Annotated in this window: 17 protein-coding genes; 14 read left to right on the top strand and 3 right to left on the bottom strand. The window is 65.0% G+C overall.

The window, feature by feature from the left end:
- The first annotated feature begins 42 nt into the window (after positions 1–42).
- Genes ribB through EC912_RS11900 form a run of 7 tightly spaced genes read left to right on the top strand, consistent with a single transcriptional unit; the run spans position 43 to position 5,563 of the window.
- Complete coding sequence (gene ribB, locus EC912_RS11870; protein WP_132144249.1) at positions 43–1,140, top strand: 3,4-dihydroxy-2-butanone-4-phosphate synthase; 1,098 nt, start codon at positions 43–45, stop codon at positions 1,138–1,140.
- A 52-nt stretch (positions 1,141–1,192) separates the two neighbouring features.
- A complete protein-coding gene (gene ldcA / locus EC912_RS11875; RefSeq protein ID WP_132144251.1) occupies positions 1,193–2,134 on the top strand; it encodes a muramoyltetrapeptide carboxypeptidase in 942 nt (313 codons plus the stop codon).
- 45 nt (positions 2,135–2,179) lie between these two features.
- Complete coding sequence (gene ribH / locus EC912_RS11880; RefSeq protein ID WP_132144253.1) at positions 2,180–2,647, top strand: 6,7-dimethyl-8-ribityllumazine synthase; 468 nt, start codon at positions 2,180–2,182, stop codon at positions 2,645–2,647.
- Entirely contained in the window at positions 2,644–3,087 is a 444-nt protein-coding gene (nusB, locus tag EC912_RS11885) for a transcription antitermination factor NusB (protein WP_207906828.1), read from the top strand. The genes ribH and nusB overlap by 4 nt, the downstream gene beginning before the upstream one ends.
- 49 nt (positions 3,088–3,136) lie before the next feature.
- A complete protein-coding gene (gene thiL, locus EC912_RS11890; RefSeq protein WP_132144258.1) occupies positions 3,137–4,090 on the top strand; it encodes a thiamine-phosphate kinase in 954 nt (317 codons plus the stop codon).
- Positions 4,087–4,584, top strand: coding sequence for a phosphatidylglycerophosphatase A family protein (locus tag EC912_RS11895; RefSeq protein WP_132144260.1), 498 nt, complete (start codon positions 4,087–4,089; stop codon positions 4,582–4,584). The genes thiL and EC912_RS11895 overlap by 4 nt, the downstream gene beginning before the upstream one ends.
- A 10-nt stretch (positions 4,585–4,594) precedes the next feature.
- The gene (locus EC912_RS11900) at positions 4,595–5,563 is read left to right on the top strand and encodes a potassium channel beta subunit family protein (RefSeq protein ID WP_132144262.1); all 969 of its coding nucleotides are present in this window, start codon (positions 4,595–4,597) and stop codon (positions 5,561–5,563) included.
- A gap of 65 nt (positions 5,564–5,628) precedes the next feature.
- On the opposite strand, the gene EC912_RS11905 is transcribed toward EC912_RS11900, so the two are convergent.
- On the bottom strand, positions 5,629–6,360 hold the full coding sequence (locus EC912_RS11905; RefSeq protein ID WP_132144264.1) for a 16S rRNA (uracil(1498)-N(3))-methyltransferase: 732 nt from the start codon (positions 6,358–6,360) through the stop codon (positions 5,629–5,631).
- Positions 6,361–6,442: 82 nt separating this feature from the next.
- On the opposite strand from EC912_RS11905, the gene EC912_RS11910 reads away from it, so the two are divergent.
- Entirely contained in the window at positions 6,443–7,069 is a 627-nt protein-coding gene (locus EC912_RS11910; RefSeq protein ID WP_132144266.1) for a 2-hydroxychromene-2-carboxylate isomerase, read from the top strand.
- A 97-nt stretch (positions 7,070–7,166) separates the two neighbouring features.
- On the opposite strand, the gene EC912_RS11915 is transcribed toward EC912_RS11910, so the two are convergent.
- Positions 7,167–8,540 carry an adenosylmethionine--8-amino-7-oxononanoate transaminase gene (locus tag EC912_RS11915; RefSeq protein WP_132144268.1) on the bottom strand — a complete coding sequence of 458 codons (1,374 nt, stop codon included), beginning with the start codon at positions 8,538–8,540 and terminating at the stop codon, positions 7,167–7,169.
- Between the two features lie 59 nt (positions 8,541–8,599).
- On the opposite strand from EC912_RS11915, the gene gspN reads away from it, so the two are divergent.
- The 5 genes from gspN to mazG are packed head-to-tail and all read left to right on the top strand — an operon-like array spanning position 8,600 to position 12,336.
- A complete protein-coding gene (gene gspN, locus EC912_RS11920) occupies positions 8,600–9,373 on the top strand; it encodes a type II secretion system protein N (protein ID WP_165973579.1) in 774 nt (257 codons plus the stop codon).
- Positions 9,370–10,170, top strand: coding sequence for an inositol monophosphatase family protein (locus EC912_RS11925; protein ID WP_132144272.1), 801 nt, complete (start codon positions 9,370–9,372; stop codon positions 10,168–10,170). Before gspN ends, EC912_RS11925 begins: the two co-directional genes overlap by 4 nt.
- On the top strand, positions 10,167–10,724 hold the full coding sequence (gene nudE, locus EC912_RS11930) for an ADP compounds hydrolase NudE (RefSeq protein ID WP_132144274.1): 558 nt from the start codon (positions 10,167–10,169) through the stop codon (positions 10,722–10,724). The genes EC912_RS11925 and nudE overlap by 4 nt, the downstream gene beginning before the upstream one ends.
- The gene (cysQ, locus tag EC912_RS11935) at positions 10,721–11,530 is read left to right on the top strand and encodes a 3'(2'),5'-bisphosphate nucleotidase CysQ (protein ID WP_132144276.1); all 810 of its coding nucleotides are present in this window, start codon (positions 10,721–10,723) and stop codon (positions 11,528–11,530) included. Before nudE ends, cysQ begins: the two co-directional genes overlap by 4 nt.
- Positions 11,531–11,538: 8 nt before the next feature.
- Positions 11,539–12,336 (top strand): nucleoside triphosphate pyrophosphohydrolase, encoded by a 798-nt coding sequence (gene mazG, locus EC912_RS11940; RefSeq protein WP_132144278.1) that lies wholly within the window; start codon positions 11,539–11,541, stop codon positions 12,334–12,336.
- 233 nt (positions 12,337–12,569) lie between these two features.
- Here the strand turns inward: mazG and EC912_RS11945 are convergent, their stop codons facing one another.
- Positions 12,570–13,091, bottom strand: coding sequence for a hypothetical protein (locus tag EC912_RS11945; protein ID WP_132144280.1), 522 nt, complete (start codon positions 13,089–13,091; stop codon positions 12,570–12,572).
- 171 nt (positions 13,092–13,262) lie between these two features.
- Here EC912_RS11945 and EC912_RS11950 point away from each other — a divergent pair, with 171 nt between their 5' ends.
- Complete coding sequence (locus EC912_RS11950; protein WP_132144282.1) at positions 13,263–14,027, top strand: DUF4097 family beta strand repeat-containing protein; 765 nt, start codon at positions 13,263–13,265, stop codon at positions 14,025–14,027.
- Positions 14,028–14,122: the final 95 nt, after the last annotated feature.

The following is a 14,122-nucleotide window of genomic DNA, read 5'->3' on the forward strand; positions in this document are numbered from 1 at the left end:
CATCCGTTACACGGATGACGCTTACCCATTACGGAACACCTCATGCCGTTCAACACCATTCCCGAAATCCTCGAAGACATCCGCGCCGGAAAAATGGTCGTCATCCTCGATGACGAAGACCGCGAGAACGAAGGCGACATCATCATGGCCGCGGAGAAAGCGCGGCCCGAAGACATCAACTTCATGGTGCGCGAAGCGCGCGGACTGCTCTGCCTCACGCTGACGGAGCAGCGCACGCGACAGCTTGGTCTGCGACCGATGGTCAGCGACAACAGTTCGCAGTACCACACCAACTTCACCGTCTCGATCGAAGCCGCCGAAGGCGTCACCACCGGCATCTCCGCGCACGATCGCGCGCATACCATCCAGGTTGCGGTGGCGCAGGGCGCCAAGCCCTCGGACCTCCACATGCCCGGTCACGTGTTTCCGTTGACCGCGCAGCCGGGCGGCGTGCTTACCCGTGCGGGTCACACGGAAGCGGGTTGCGACCTGGCCGCGCTGGCGGGCATGGGCGAACCGTCGTCGATTCTTATCGAAATCCTGCACGACGACGGCTCGATGGCACGCCGGCCGGAACTGGAAATCTTCGCGCGAAAGCACGGTCTGAAGATCGGCACCATCGCCGACCTGATCCGTTATCGCCTCGAAACCGAGAAGACCGTCCAGCGCGTGCACGAAGAAGAAGTCGACACCGAGTTCGGCAAGTTCCACCTCGTGGCCTATCGCGACGCCATTCGCCACGACCTGCATTTCGCGTTGACGCGCGGCAACGTCACCGACGGCGAGCCGGTGCTCACCCGCGTGCACGTACGCAACACCTTGTCCGATGTGCTGCACCTGCGCCGGTCCGACCTCGGCCATACGGTTACCGAGGCATTGCGGCGTATCGCGGACGAAAACCGTGGCGTCCTGCTCGTGCTGTCCGGTGAGGACACGGCGGAAGCGTTGCTGGCGCGCCTGAAAGGAGACACCGCGCCGGTGGCTCCGCCGCGCGACGAGCATCGCGAATGGCGTCAGCATGGCCTCGGCGCGCAGATGCTCGCCGACCTGGGCGTCCGCCGGCTGCGCGTGCTGGGCACCCCGCGCAAGCTCGTCGGTATCGCCGGCTTCGGTCTGGAAGTCGTGGAGCAGGTTGGCTGATCGCTTTTCAGGCGACACTATGGCCATGCCCGTTCACCCGTAAAGAAGACCCATGCGTCCATCGCGCGACATTCGTCTGATCGCCCCCTCCGGTTACCCGCACGACCCCGACGCGATGCGCCGGGGCATCGTGCGGTTCGAGGAGGAGGGCCACCGTATCTCCGGGGCCGACGTTCTCGAGCGCCGGCACCTGCGTTTCGCGGGAACGGACGCCGAGCGCGCCGTCGACATCAACGCGCTGGCGGATCCCTCGGTGCCGCTGCCGGACATCGTGCTGGCCGTGCGCGGCGGTTATGGCGCGCATCCGTTGCTCGCCCGGCTGGATTACGACGGCCTGCGCGAACGGCTCGGCGCATCGCCGCTGCCGATCGTCGGGCATAGCGACTTCACGGCGATCCAGTGCGCCCTGTACGTCAAATCCGGACTGGTCACGTTCGGTGGACCGATGCTGGGGCCGGATTTCGGTGCGCCCGAGGCCGATCCCGTCACGCTGGCCCATTTCTGGGACACGCTCGGTTCCCGTGAGGGCGGCGCCCACTGGCCGCGAGCGGCGGCGGAACGGCTCGATGTCGAGGGCATTCTCTGGGGCGGCAACCTGGCCATGCTTTCCGGGCTGGTCGGTTCGCCGTACTTTCCCGTGATCGACGGCGGCATATTGTTCGTCGAAGACATTGCCGAGCCGCCGTACCGGGTGGAGCGGATGCTCTATCACCTGCTTTACGCCGGGATTCTGGAGCGGCAACAAGCTCTGGTCCTTGGCGATTTCACGAGCTATCGCCTCAGTTACTACGACAACGGCTACGACCTTGGCATCGCGATCGAGCGTATCGCGGCCGCGGCGGGCATCCCCATCGTGCGGGGGCTGCCATTCGGGCATGGCCCCACGAAATTCACGCTGCCGTTCGGCGTTCCCGCCCGCCTGCGGGTCGAGAACGACGCGGCAACCCTGACCTTTGCCGGGCATCCCCACCTGCGCCCGGCCGAAAACCCGTAAAATACCCGGCCGCCCCGCGGTCGACGCCTTGAAGGAAATCCACCCATGAAGATCATCGAAGGCGATTTCGCCACCCCCAAGGGCCGTTTCGCCATCGTCGCCGGTCGTTTCAACGGTTTCGTGGTCGAGCCGCTGGTTGCCGGCGCACGCGATGCGCTGGTCCGCCACGGTGTCGCCGACGACGCCATCGACCTCATCCGCGTTCCCGGTGCCTGGGAAATCGCGCTGGCGGCCAACAAGGTCGCCTTGTCGGGCAAGTACGCCGCCGTGATCGGTCTGGGCGCGGTCATCCGCGGTTCGACGCCGCACTTCGACTACGTGGCCGGCGAAGCCGCCAAGGGTCTGGCCCAGGCCGCCTATGCGTCCGGCGTGCCGGTCGCCTTCGGTGTCCTGACCACCGACAGCATCGAGCAGGCCATCGAGCGCTCGGGCACCAAGGCCGGCAACAAGGGCGCGGATGCCGCCATTGCCGCGCTCGAAATGGTCAACCTGTACGCGAAGCTCGGATCATGAACAAGCCGTCCGGTATCGACCTCGCCGCCCGCTCGCGCGCCCGTCGTCGCGCGCTTCAGGCGTTGTATGCCTGGCAGGTCGGCGGTAGCGGCATGGGTCAGGTCATCGAACAGTTCCGCCACGAGCAGGATATGGAAGTGGCCGACCTGGAGTACTTCGAGGATCTGCTGCGCGGCGTCGAACGCCACGTCGCCGAACTCGACAAGGGCATAAAGCCGTTCGTCGATCGCGAAGTCGAACAGATCGACCAGATCGAACGCGCCGTCCTGCGTCTGGCGGCTTACGAGTTGAAATACCGTCCGGACGTGCCTTACCGCGTCATCCTCAACGAAGCGATCGAAGTCACCAAGCGCTTCGGCGCCGACCACGGCCACAGCTACGTGAACGGCGTACTCGACAAGCTCGCCACGCACTGGCGAACCGCGGAAAAGCGTTCCTGATTCCGGCGCGTCGATCCATGCGCGCCTTCATCGACAAGAGAGAGGCCGCATGGAATTCGATCTGATCGAACGCATCCGCCGGCGCACCGATACCCAGCGCGACGACGTGCGCACCGGCATCGGCGACGATGCCGCCATCGTCGCCGTCCCTGCGGGGCGCGAACTGGCCGTCGCCATCGACACGCTCGTCGAAGGCGTGCATTTCCCGGTCGGCACCTCGCCCGAAGACATCGGCTGGAAGGCGCTGGCGGTCAACCTTTCCGATCTTGCCGCGATGGGCGCCACGCCCGCGTGGGCGCTGCTGGCGCTTTCCACACCCGACGGCAGCCCGGCTTTTTTCGACGGTCTGGCGGACGGTTTCGCGCAGCTGGCCGGGTCGTACCGGCTGGCGTTGATCGGCGGCGACACGACGCGCGGGCCCCTGACGGTGACCGTTGCGGTGCACGGCTTCACCTCGCCCGGCGAAGCGCTGCTGCGTAGCGGTGCGCGCGTGGGCGATATCGTGATGGTGACCGGCACGCTGGGCGATGCGGCGGCGGGGTTGCGCTGTCTGGGCGAACCGGATGTCGCGCCGTATGCCGCGCTGATCGAACGTCTGAACCGGCCCGTGCCGCGCGTGTCGGCCGGGCAGGCCCTGCGCGGCATCGCCACTGCCTGCATCGACATTTCCGACGGACTGGTCGCCGACCTCGGCCATATCTGCGCCGCCAGCGGTGTGGGCGCGACTATCGATGCCCCCATGCTTCCACGCTCGTCCGCGCTGTTCAGTCATTTCGACGATGCCGTGGCGCTCGATTTCGCGCTGTCCGGCGGCGACGATTACGAACTGTGTTTCACCGTACCCGCCGATCGCGCGGCCACCATGACCGCCGATCTTGCGCGCGTGGGCTGCGGCGTCACGCGTATCGGTCGTATCGTCGAAGGGCAGGGCGTCCGCGTGCTCGATGCGGCGGGCAACGTTCTGTCTCCGTCACACACCGGCTGGAATCATTTCGCGTCATGAGCGACAAGTACGTTCTGGATGCGGCGTCGCGCCGCGCATTGCTGGCCCATCCGGCGGGCTGGGTGGCCTGCGGATTCGGTTCGGGCCTCGCGCCGAAAGCGCAGGGAACCTTCGGCTCGCTTGCCGCCATTCTTCCGTGGCTGCTGTTGCGCGATCTGTCCGTCGCCGCGTGGCTCGTCATCATCGTCGTGGGCTTCGCCTTTGGTGTATGGGTTTGCGACGTCGCCGGCCGTGCGCTGGGCGTTGCGGATCATCGCAGCGTGGTCTGGGACGAATTCATCGGGCAGTGGATCGCCCTGCTGCCGGCGCTGGTCGCGCCGTGGTGGGCCGTGCTCGCGGGTTTCGTGCTGTTTCGCATCTTCGATGTATGGAAACCCTGGCCCATCGGCTGGCTCGACCGTCGCGTGAAAGGCGGCATGGGTGTCATGCTCGACGACGTGGTCGCCGGTGTATTCGCGGCCGTGGTGCTCTGGATCGTCCTCCGTTTCGTTTGAGAGGTTTGCCATGGAATACCGTCGACTCGGCCGTACCGGCCTCCAGCTTTCCGCGCTTTCCTATGGCGCCTGGGTCACGTTCGGCAGACAGGTCGGACGATCCGATGCACGCGAAATCATGGCGCTGGCCTACGATCGCGGCGTCAATTTTTTCGACAACGCCGAAACCTATAACGCCGGCGATGCCGAACGACTGATGGGCGATGTCCTCGCCGATCTTCGTTTTCCGCGCGACAGTTACTGCGTATCGAGCAAGGTGTTCTTCGGAGGCACGACCCATCCGAAACCCACCCAGCGCGGACTGTCGCGCAAGCATGTCACCGAGGCCTGCCATCAGGCGTTGCAGCGGTTGCGTGTCGACTATCTCGACCTGTATTTCTGCCATCGGGCCGACCCCGACACACCCATCGCCGAAACCGTCTGGGCGATGGATGCATTGATCCGGCAGGGCAAGGTGCTTTACTGGGGCACCAGCGAATGGACGGCCGACGAAATCGCCGAAGCGCACGATGTCGCGCAGACCGAGCATCTGCATGCGCCGAGCATGGAGCAGCCGCAGTACAACCTGTTGCATCGCGAACGGGTCGAGATCGAATACGAGCCGCTGTACGAGCGCTATGGCATGGGTACGACGATCTGGTCGCCGCTGGCGTCCGGCCTGCTTACCGGCAAGTACAACGACGGCGTGCCGAACGATTCGCGACTCGGCCATCCGGATTTCGCGTGGCTGCGCGATCGGCTGTTGAACGACGGTGGCGCCGGATTGAAGTCCGTGCGCAAGCTGGCGGCCATCGCCGGCGATCTGGGCATGTCGCTTACCCAGCTGGCGCTGGTGTGGTGCCTGAAGAACCCCAATGTGTCGACGGTGATGCTGGGCGCGAGCCGCAAGTCGCAGCTCGAAGACAACCTGGGCGCGATCGATCACCTGTCGAAACTGGACGACGCGACGATGTACCGGATCGATCAGGCGCTCCAGTAAACAGACTCGCCGCATCGTTTGTAGGAGCGCGCAAGCGCGCTCCTACAAAGAGCGTGCCGGTGTCGTTACAAATCGCCGTAGAGGGTTTGTAGCGCGGCTATCGCCGCCAGTCCGGCCGTTTCCGTGCGCAGAATACGTGGCCCCAGACGAAGACCCGTGAACGAAGCGGCGGCCAGCGCGGCGCGATCGCGTTCGCCGAAACCACCTTCGGGACCGATAGTCAGTATCGCGAGGCCTTCGAGTTTCAGATCGGCCGGACGGTGCGTACCTTCGGGCAATAACGCCAGCCGCGCCGGACCGCCTTCGCCCAGCGTGGACAACCACGCGGCCAATGGCTGCGCTGCCTCGATCGTTGGCAGCCGTGCACGTCCCGACTGCTCGCATGCACTGGCCGCGACGGCACGCCAGTGCAGCAGACGTTTCTCGGCCCGCGCGGCGTCGAGCTTTACCTCGGACCGTTCGGTAATCAGCGGCACGATGCGCGCGATACCGAGCTCCGTGGCCTTCTGCACGATCAGGTCCATCTTCTCGCCGCGCGCGACGCCTTGAGCGAGCGTCAACGCCAGCGGCGACTCGTTGACGACGGCACGCACATCGCCAATATTTACTACCACTTCGCGCTTGCCCACGGAAACGATCGTCGCGTCGTAGTCGTTGCCGTCGCCGGAAAACAGGATCAGCGGATGGCCTGTCTCCAGGCGCAGCACGCGAGCGACGTGTTCGCCGGCCTGCGCGGGCAGGATAAGGTCGTGGCCGCTGGCCAGCGGGGCGTCGACGTGGATGCGGATGCTGCGCATGGGACTGGCTGTCGTTCGGGGGAATAGGGCATTGTACCGGGCGTCGCGCTATCGTCCCGCAGGGTCCCCAAGGAGCTACGCCATGCCCGTTGTCTGGTACTTCGACTTCATCTCGCCGTTCGCCTGGCTGCAATGGCCGCGTATTCGCGAACTGGCGGCCACCCGCGAGGTGACGCTTCGGCCCATTCTTTTCGGGGCGCTGCTGAATCGGCTGGATATCAAGGGACCGGCGGAGATTCCGCACAAACGCGAGTTCTCTTATCGCTACGTACTCTGGCGCGCTCGACGGGCCGGCCAGCCGCTGGTATTCCCCCCGACCCACCCGTTCAATCCGCTGCTGGCTTTGCGGCTGTGCATCGCTGCGGGAGCGACCGTGGCGACGGTGGATGCGATTTTCGACTGGATATGGGGGCAGGGGCGGGCGGCGGATACGCCGGAGGCCATCGCTCCGCTGGCCGAATCGCTGGGGATTTCCGACCTTCGCACGGCACTCTCGGCACCTGACGTGAAAGCGGCCTTGCAGGCCAATTTCGAAGCCGCGATGGCTGCCGGGCTGTTCGGCGTGCCGACGCTGGCGATCGGGCCCGACCTGTTCTGGGGCGGCGATGCGCACGAGTTCGCGATGGAGTGGCTGGAGAATCCATCGCTGGCCAGCGATCCGGAGATGCTTCGGGTGGTGGCGTTGCCGGTGGGGGCTTCGCGGCTTTAGGCACAGTGATTTTGGCGGAACTACTCATCCCCCTCACCGTCATTCCGGCGCACGTGCGCCGGAATGACGGTGAGGGGTGTTGGGGGCGATGAATGACCTACCGCACCGCCACATCAATCCCCGCCACCGCCGTCTCCACCATGAAATCGATCTCAGCCTCGGTAATCACATACGGCGGCATGAAATACACGATATTCCCGAGCGGCCGCAGCAATGCGCCGTTTTCCAGCCCATGCCGATAAACGCGCAAACCACGCCGTTCTTCCGCGGCGAACGGACGACGCGTGCGCTTATCCGCCACCAGCTCCACGGCGGCGATCATTCCCGTCTGCCGCACATCGGCAACGTTCGGATGATCGCGAAGCGGAGCGATGCGTGTGGCCATATGCGCGGCGAGCTGCCGGTTGCGTTCCAGCACGGGCTCGTCGCGAAACAGGCTCAACGTGGCGACGGCGGCGCGGCAGGCGAGCGGGTTGCCGGTATAGCTGTGCGAATGCAGGAAGGCTTTGCCGCTGGCGTATTCCGCGTAGAAAGCCTGGTAGACATCCTGCGTGGTAACCACCGCCGATAGCGGAAGGAAGCCACCGGTCAGTCCCTTCGACAGACACATGAAGTCCGGCGAGATACCTGCCTGCTCGCACGCGAACATGGTCCCCGTGCGCCCGAAACCGACGGCGATTTCATCGGCGATAAGGTGTACGTCGAACTCGTTGCACAGCGCACGCAGGCCCGTGAGATAAGTCGCGTCGTACATGCGCATGCCACCCGCGCACTGCACCAGCGGTTCGACGATAACGGCGCAGGTTTCGTGCGCGTGGCGTTCCAGCAAAACGCGCATGTCGAGCAGGCGGCGACGCGCGGTGTCGGCGGCGGTTTCCCCCGGTTCGCCCTCATAGGCATCTGGCGACGGCGCCAGTTCCGGCGTCAGCAGCAATGGCGCATAGGTCTTGCGATAGAGGGCCACATCGCTGACGGACAACGCGCCCAGCGTTTCGCCGTGATAGCTGCCGGTCAGTGCGATGAAGCGCGTTTTCTCGCCATGTCCCCGATTCAGCCAATAGTGGAAACTCATCTTGAGCGCGACTTCGATGGCCGCCGAACCGTTGTCGGCGAGAAAGACGCGTTCGAGCCCCGGCGGGGTGATACGTACCAGCTCTTCGGCCAGCTCGATCGCCGGCTCATGGGTGAATCCGGCGAAGATCACGTGTTCCAGCGTGTCCAGCTGCGCCTTGACCGCATGGGCGATGCGCGGATGGCTATGGCCGAACAGGTTGGTCCACCAGGAACTCACGGCATCGAGGTAGCGCCGCCCGTCCGCGTCGACGAGCCACACCCCTTCGCCGCGAACCACGGGTACCATGGGGAGGGTTTCGTGGTCGTGCATCTGCGTGCAAGGGTGCCAGAGCACGTTGAGATCGCGCGCTGCGAGCGCGGCATTGGATGTGGGTGGAACGAGGAAGGCGTCGGTCATCCCGGCATGATCGGCCCGCCGCCCATCGGACTCAAGCGATAGCGAGAGGATGCAAGGTTTTGAAGTGGATTCGCTGGGTCGTTTTATGCGTCGTGTTGCTGATCGTGGCGGCCGGCCTCCTGTTCTGGTTCATGCCCGCCCGGGTAGCGCTGCCACTGCTTTCCAAGCGTATGCACGGCATGTCGTTCGAGGGGCTTTCGGGCTCCGTATGGCAGGGTCACGCCGATCGCGTGGTGCTGTCCGATGGCGCCGTGCTCGGCACGGCGGACTGGCAACTGGGCCGGGAGGTGGTGCTGGGCCGTACGCATCTGCTGCTGCACGTGGCTGGCGCGCGGGGTCGTTTCGATGGCCGGTACGATCAGGTGACAGCCGATTCGCGCGCATGGCACGACGTTACTTTCCATCTGGATGCGGCAGCGCTGGCCGGTCAGCCGCTGGCCGGCGATCTCCATCCGCGTGGCACGCTGGACGGCCAGGTATCCGAGGCGGTATTCCAGGGCAACTGGCCGATGACGCTGAATGGCGAGGTTAGCTGGGCCGATGCGGCCATCCAGACGCCCGAAGGACATATCGTGCTGGGCGGTCTGAAGCTACAGGCAACGAGTGCGAGCGGTTTCCTGCGCGGTACGCTGGCCGACGACGGCAGCGGTTCGCTGGCCACGAAGGGCGATATTGCCGCTTCGCCGCTGGGCTGGCGCGCCGATGTGCTGCTGCGTCCGCGCATCGCCGATACGGCGCTCCGTCATCTCATCGCGCGCTTCGGGCCGGTCGGTCCGGATGGCAGCGTACATATCCAACGCAAGGCGGGGCTGGTTCCCGCGGAGTCGCCATGACCATCGTCGATAGGGGTTTCCTCGAACAGGCGCTCGTCGCCGCGCGTGTCGCCGCCGATGCGGCCGCCACGGTGATTCGTCATTACTGGCGTTCCGGTGTCGACGTCATCGTCAAAAGCGACGACACCCCCGTGACAGTGGCCGATCGCGAAGCCGAACTGGCCATCCGCGAGATACTGACTCAGGCGTTGCCCGAGGCGGGTATCTACGGCGAAGAATTCGGCGTGGACGACCCGAAGCGCGAACTGCTCTGGCTGGTCGATCCGCTGGACGGAACGAAGAGCTTCGTGCGTCGCACACCGTTCTTTTCCACGCAGATTGCCCTCATGTGGCGCGGCGAACTCGTGCTCGGTGTCTCGTCCGCGCCCGTGTATGGCGAAACCATGTGGGCCGTGCGCGGCGGCGGCGCCTTCCTCGACGGCGAGCGCGTGCGGATCGCATCCACATCGGAAGTCGCGCAGGCGTCGCTGTCGACCGGCAATGTGAAGACGATGACCGCCGACGGTCGCTGGGATGCTCTCGGCCAGCTCATCCGCGACAGCAATCGCATTCGCGGCTATGGCGATTTCTGCCACTATCACCTGCTGGCCCGCGGCGCCGTGGACCTGGTGATCGAGTCGGACGTGAATATCCTCGACATCGCCGCCCTCGCGGTCATCGTCCGCGAAGCGGGTGGTGTCTTCACCGATCTGGAGGGCAACGCGCCCAGCCTGGATACGCGCAGCGTCCTTGCCGGAACGCCCGGACTTCACGCCGAGGCGCTCCGTCGCTTCGCCAGCGTTACAATCGCCCGATGAACGAACGTCCGACGATCCTCGCCACGCGCGATGCCCCCGATAGCCATTTCCTCCATGTCGAGCAGGTGGACCTGCGTTTCTCCAATGGCGAAACGCGGACCTACGAGCGGCTGAAGGGCGGGGGGCTAGGCGCCGTCATCATCGTCGCGATGCGCGATCCGGAAACCGTGCTGCTGGTGCGCGAATACGGCGTGGGCGTCGACCGCTACGAACTGGGCGTGCCGAAGGGCCGCCTCGATCAGGACGAAACGGCCGAGCAGGGCGCCAACCGCGAACTGAAGGAGGAAGTCGGTTTCGGTGCGCGCAAGCTGAAGATACTGGGCACGCTGTCGCTGTCGCCCTCGTATATGACCCATCTGGCGCATGTGGTGCTTGCCGAAGACCTCTACCCCGAGCGCCTGCAGGGCGACGAGCCGGAAGAGCTCGAAGTCGTGCCCTGGCGCCTCGACGCGCTGCACGAACTGATCGCCCGCGACGACGTGACCGAAGGTCGCTCCATCGCCGCCTTGTTCATGGCGAGGGAATACCTCGCCGGCCGTTACCATCCCGCGTGAGTGCCGCGTCGCCACACGAGCTGCTTCCCGCCATCGCCACGCTGGCGCGTCGTGCCGGCGATGCCATCCTCGCCATCTATGCCGAGGACTTCGAAGTCATTCGCAAGGCGGATGCCTCGCCCGTGACCGCGGCCGATCTGGCGGCCCAGCAAGTCATCGCCGAAGGGCTGGCTTTGCTGACACCCGGCATTCCGCTGATTTCCGAGGAAGCGCTGGCGGCTCCCTGGTCGGAGCGCTGCACGTGGCGTCGTTACTGGCTGGTCGACCCGCTGGACGGCACGCGCGAGTTCGTGAAGCGCAATGGCGAGTTCACCGTCAACATCGCACTGATCGAAGATCATCGGCCGGTACTGGGCGTGGTGCTCGCGCCGGTGTCCGGCGATCTGTACGCGGCCACGCGTGGAAACGGGGCATGGCGCGAACGCAGCGAAGCTGCCGATCGCGAGCCCATTCGTACACGCGTACCGCCCACGCCCATGCGTGTCACCGGTAGCCGCACGCATGGCGACGCCCGTCTGGCGACGCTGCTGCAACGGTTGGGTCCGCACGAAACATTCGCGCTTGGTTCGTCGCTGAAGTTCTGCATCATTGCCCGTGGCGACGCCGATCTGTATCTGCGCCTGGGCGCCACGTCCGAATGGGATACCGCCGCCGCGCAGTGCGTGCTGGAAGAGGCTGGCGGTGCGGTGCTGGACCTGGCCGGCCGGCCGTTCCGTTACAACACGCGCGATTCCCTCATCAATCCCGAATTCATTGCCTGCGGCGACCCGCGAACGGACTGGGCCGCGAGACTCATCGACCCCTGAAGGCTCCCATGTCTACCGCGACCCGATCCCGCATCGACGAACTACTCGCCATCATGGCTCGCCTGCGCAATCCGGACGGCGGATGTCCGTGGGACCTGAAGCAGACGTTCGAGAGCATCGCGCCGTACACGATCGAAGAAGCCTACGAGGTCGCCGATGCGATCGATCGCGGGGACCACGCCGGTCTTCGCGACGAACTCGGCGACCTGCTGTTCCAGGTGGTGATTCATTCGCGTATGGCGGAAGAGGCGGGGCTGTTCGACTTCGACGATGTCGCCGGTGGGATCTGCGACAAGATGATCCGTCGCCATCCGCATATTTTCGCGGACCGGAGCTACACGGACCTCACCGAGCAGATGGTGGACTGGGAACGGCTGAAGGCCGACGAACGCGCCGCGCGCGGCGAAAACGATACGAGCGCTCTGGCGGGTATTTCGCGTGGACTGCCCGAATGGCAGCGTGCCACGAAGTTACAGAAACGCGCGGCCCAGACCGGGTTCGACTGGCCCGATCATCGCCCCGTGCTCGACAAGCTTCTCGAAGAAGTGGACGAAGTGCGCGCCGAGTTCGATGCCGGTGCCGATGTGGAGCGCCTCACCGATGAGATCGGCGACGTGTTGTTCGTGGTCGCCAACCTGGCGCGTCATGCGAAGGTGGATGTGTCGCGGGCGCTTCGTTCGGCGAATGCGAAATTCGAGCGGCGTTTTCGCGCGATGGAAAAAATCGCGGCGGATGAAGGGCGCGAGCTTTCGTCGTATTCGCTGGAGCAGCAGGAAGAACTATGGCGTCGCGTAAAACTTCAGTGATGCCATAGCTGTTGTGGGAGCGCGCCTGCGCGCGAAAGCCAACAGGGCGAGGAAGACGGATGCCCACATTCGCGAGCCCGATCTATTGGCTGCGGATGCCAACTACCGCATCGCCGCTTCGTTGGCTTTCGCGCGCAGGCGCGCTCCCACGGAAAGCCGTGCATCAAACCGCGCATCGCAACAAGAAGGGCGCGGTGGTTGAAGCACCGCGCCCTTCCTTCACGCACTTACCTTCACTTATTGCCGATATCCGTAGCGCGGGTTTTCGTTGCGCGCCACTGCTCCATCGCGGCCTGACGCTTTGCGTCCTGCGCCAGGCTTTCGTCGAGGCTCTTGCGCATGGTCGCGATGGCCTGGTCGACATTGGCCGGCTGCATCATCTGCGCGCGGGCCAGGTGGCGGTAGGCGTAGTCGCGTACGCGCGGGTTCTGCGATTTGGCGAGGACTTCGTTGTACAGCGCCGGCAGGTCCTTCGCGCGGCCCTGCATGATGTAGAGGCGTTCGAGGCCGCGCAGGTCGCCGATCACGCCGCCTTCGCCGCGCATGCCACCGTCGCGGCCATGTCCACCCCAGCCGTGCTGGTCGCCGCGCTGGGCATCCGGACGTCCTTTGGGAGCGTCTTTGGGCGACTGCATGGCATGGCTTGCGGCAGGGGCGGCCGGCGGGGGCGTCGTGCCATCCTGCGCGAACGCAAAGGTCGCCGAACCGGCGATGAGCAGGGTGGCGGCACTGGCGAGCAGGGTCTTGCGTTGCATAGGGTGTCTCCTGGGTGGATGTTGCCGTCCCAAGAACGTGTCGCTTCACGGGTGGTTGACGGAGGCCGTCGACGTTCGGTTCAGTTTCGCGAAGAGGATGCAACCTTTTGCGAGGCGGATGCATCCCATCGGGGTACGTACTCACTACCATCATGACGAGGGAAGGATTTCATGCGCCGATATCTGTTGACCGCATTGCTGTTTTCGCCCGCTCTGGCGTTCGCCCACCAGCAGTGCGCGTTCCCGGCCGATCGCAATCTCGACATCGATCTGGCTGGCGCGAAAGCGATCCAGGTTGTCGTAAATAGTCATGACCTTCATCTCGAAGGCACCTCGACCGGCAAGGTGCTGGTGCGCGGCAAGGCGTGCGCTTCGGACAAGGACCGGTTGAACGGTCTCACGGTGGAGCAGCATCGCGAAGGCGACACGCTGATCGTCGAATTGCAGGACAACAATCGCGGTTGGGGCTGGGGCAACAATTACTCCGATCTGAACGTGCTTATCCAGATACCGTCGGCCCTGCCGGTGGCGGTGAAGGTCGGGTCGGGCGAAGCCGACGTTCGCAATGTGGCCTCGTTGACGAGTACGGTCGGTTCGGGCGATCTGCATGTACACAAAGTCGCCGGTGCTTTCAGCACGGCGGTCGGTTCCGGCGATGTCGATGCCGAGGACGTCGGCGATACCGAGGTCAGCGCGGTGGGTTCGGGCGATGTCGAAGCGAAGACGGTGCGGGGCAATGTTTCGATCGGCAGCATCGGCTCCGGCGAGGCCAAGCTGCGCGACGTGTCGGGTAGCGTGAAGGTGAATACGGTCGGCTCCGGCTCGCTCGACGTCGACAGCGTGAAGGGCAATCTCACGGTCAATTCGCTGGGTAGCGGCGATGTCGATCATCGTGGCGTCACGGGTAAGGTCGACCTGCCGAACAAGAACCGCTGATCGTTCGCCGTGGCGTGCAGGCGGTGCCTGCACGCCACGGCCACGCACTCATCGCCTATCATCCGCGTCAGGTCGGCGTTACCGGCCATGGAACC

The sequence above is a fragment of the Luteibacter rhizovicinus genome (genome assembly GCF_004342265.1).
Lineage (GTDB): Bacteria > Pseudomonadota > Gammaproteobacteria > Xanthomonadales > Rhodanobacteraceae > Luteibacter > Luteibacter rhizovicinus_B.

Excerpts from the sequence above, each read along its gene's own strand:
- EC912_RS11945 (WP_132144280.1), bottom strand. The coding sequence starts at position 13,091 with ATGCAACGCAAGACCCTGCTCGCCAGTGCCGCCACCCTGCTCATCGCC.
- ribH (WP_132144253.1), top strand. The coding sequence starts at position 2,180 with ATGAAGATCATCGAAGGCGATTTCGCCACCCCCAAGGGCCGTTTCGCC.
- EC912_RS11905 (WP_132144264.1), bottom strand. The coding sequence starts at position 6,360 with ATGCGCAGCATCCGCATCCACGTCGACGCCCCGCTGGCCAGCGGCCAC.
- EC912_RS11925 (WP_132144272.1), top strand. The coding sequence starts at position 9,370 with ATGACCATCGTCGATAGGGGTTTCCTCGAACAGGCGCTCGTCGCCGCG.
- ldcA (WP_132144251.1), top strand. The coding sequence starts at position 1,193 with ATGCGTCCATCGCGCGACATTCGTCTGATCGCCCCCTCCGGTTACCCG.
- EC912_RS11895 (WP_132144260.1), top strand. The coding sequence starts at position 4,087 with ATGAGCGACAAGTACGTTCTGGATGCGGCGTCGCGCCGCGCATTGCTG.
- EC912_RS11915 (WP_132144268.1), bottom strand. The coding sequence starts at position 8,540 with ATGACCGACGCCTTCCTCGTTCCACCCACATCCAATGCCGCGCTCGCA.
- EC912_RS11910 (WP_132144266.1), top strand. The coding sequence starts at position 6,443 with ATGCCCGTTGTCTGGTACTTCGACTTCATCTCGCCGTTCGCCTGGCTG.
- ribB (WP_132144249.1), top strand. The coding sequence starts at position 43 with ATGCCGTTCAACACCATTCCCGAAATCCTCGAAGACATCCGCGCCGGA.
- EC912_RS11950 (WP_132144282.1), top strand. The coding sequence starts at position 13,263 with ATGCGCCGATATCTGTTGACCGCATTGCTGTTTTCGCCCGCTCTGGCG.
- thiL (WP_132144258.1), top strand. The coding sequence starts at position 3,137 with ATGGAATTCGATCTGATCGAACGCATCCGCCGGCGCACCGATACCCAG.
- EC912_RS11900 (WP_132144262.1), top strand. The coding sequence starts at position 4,595 with ATGGAATACCGTCGACTCGGCCGTACCGGCCTCCAGCTTTCCGCGCTT.
- mazG (WP_132144278.1), top strand. The coding sequence starts at position 11,539 with ATGTCTACCGCGACCCGATCCCGCATCGACGAACTACTCGCCATCATG.
- nusB (WP_207906828.1), top strand. The coding sequence starts at position 2,644 with ATGAACAAGCCGTCCGGTATCGACCTCGCCGCCCGCTCGCGCGCCCGT.
- nudE (WP_132144274.1), top strand. The coding sequence starts at position 10,167 with ATGAACGAACGTCCGACGATCCTCGCCACGCGCGATGCCCCCGATAGC.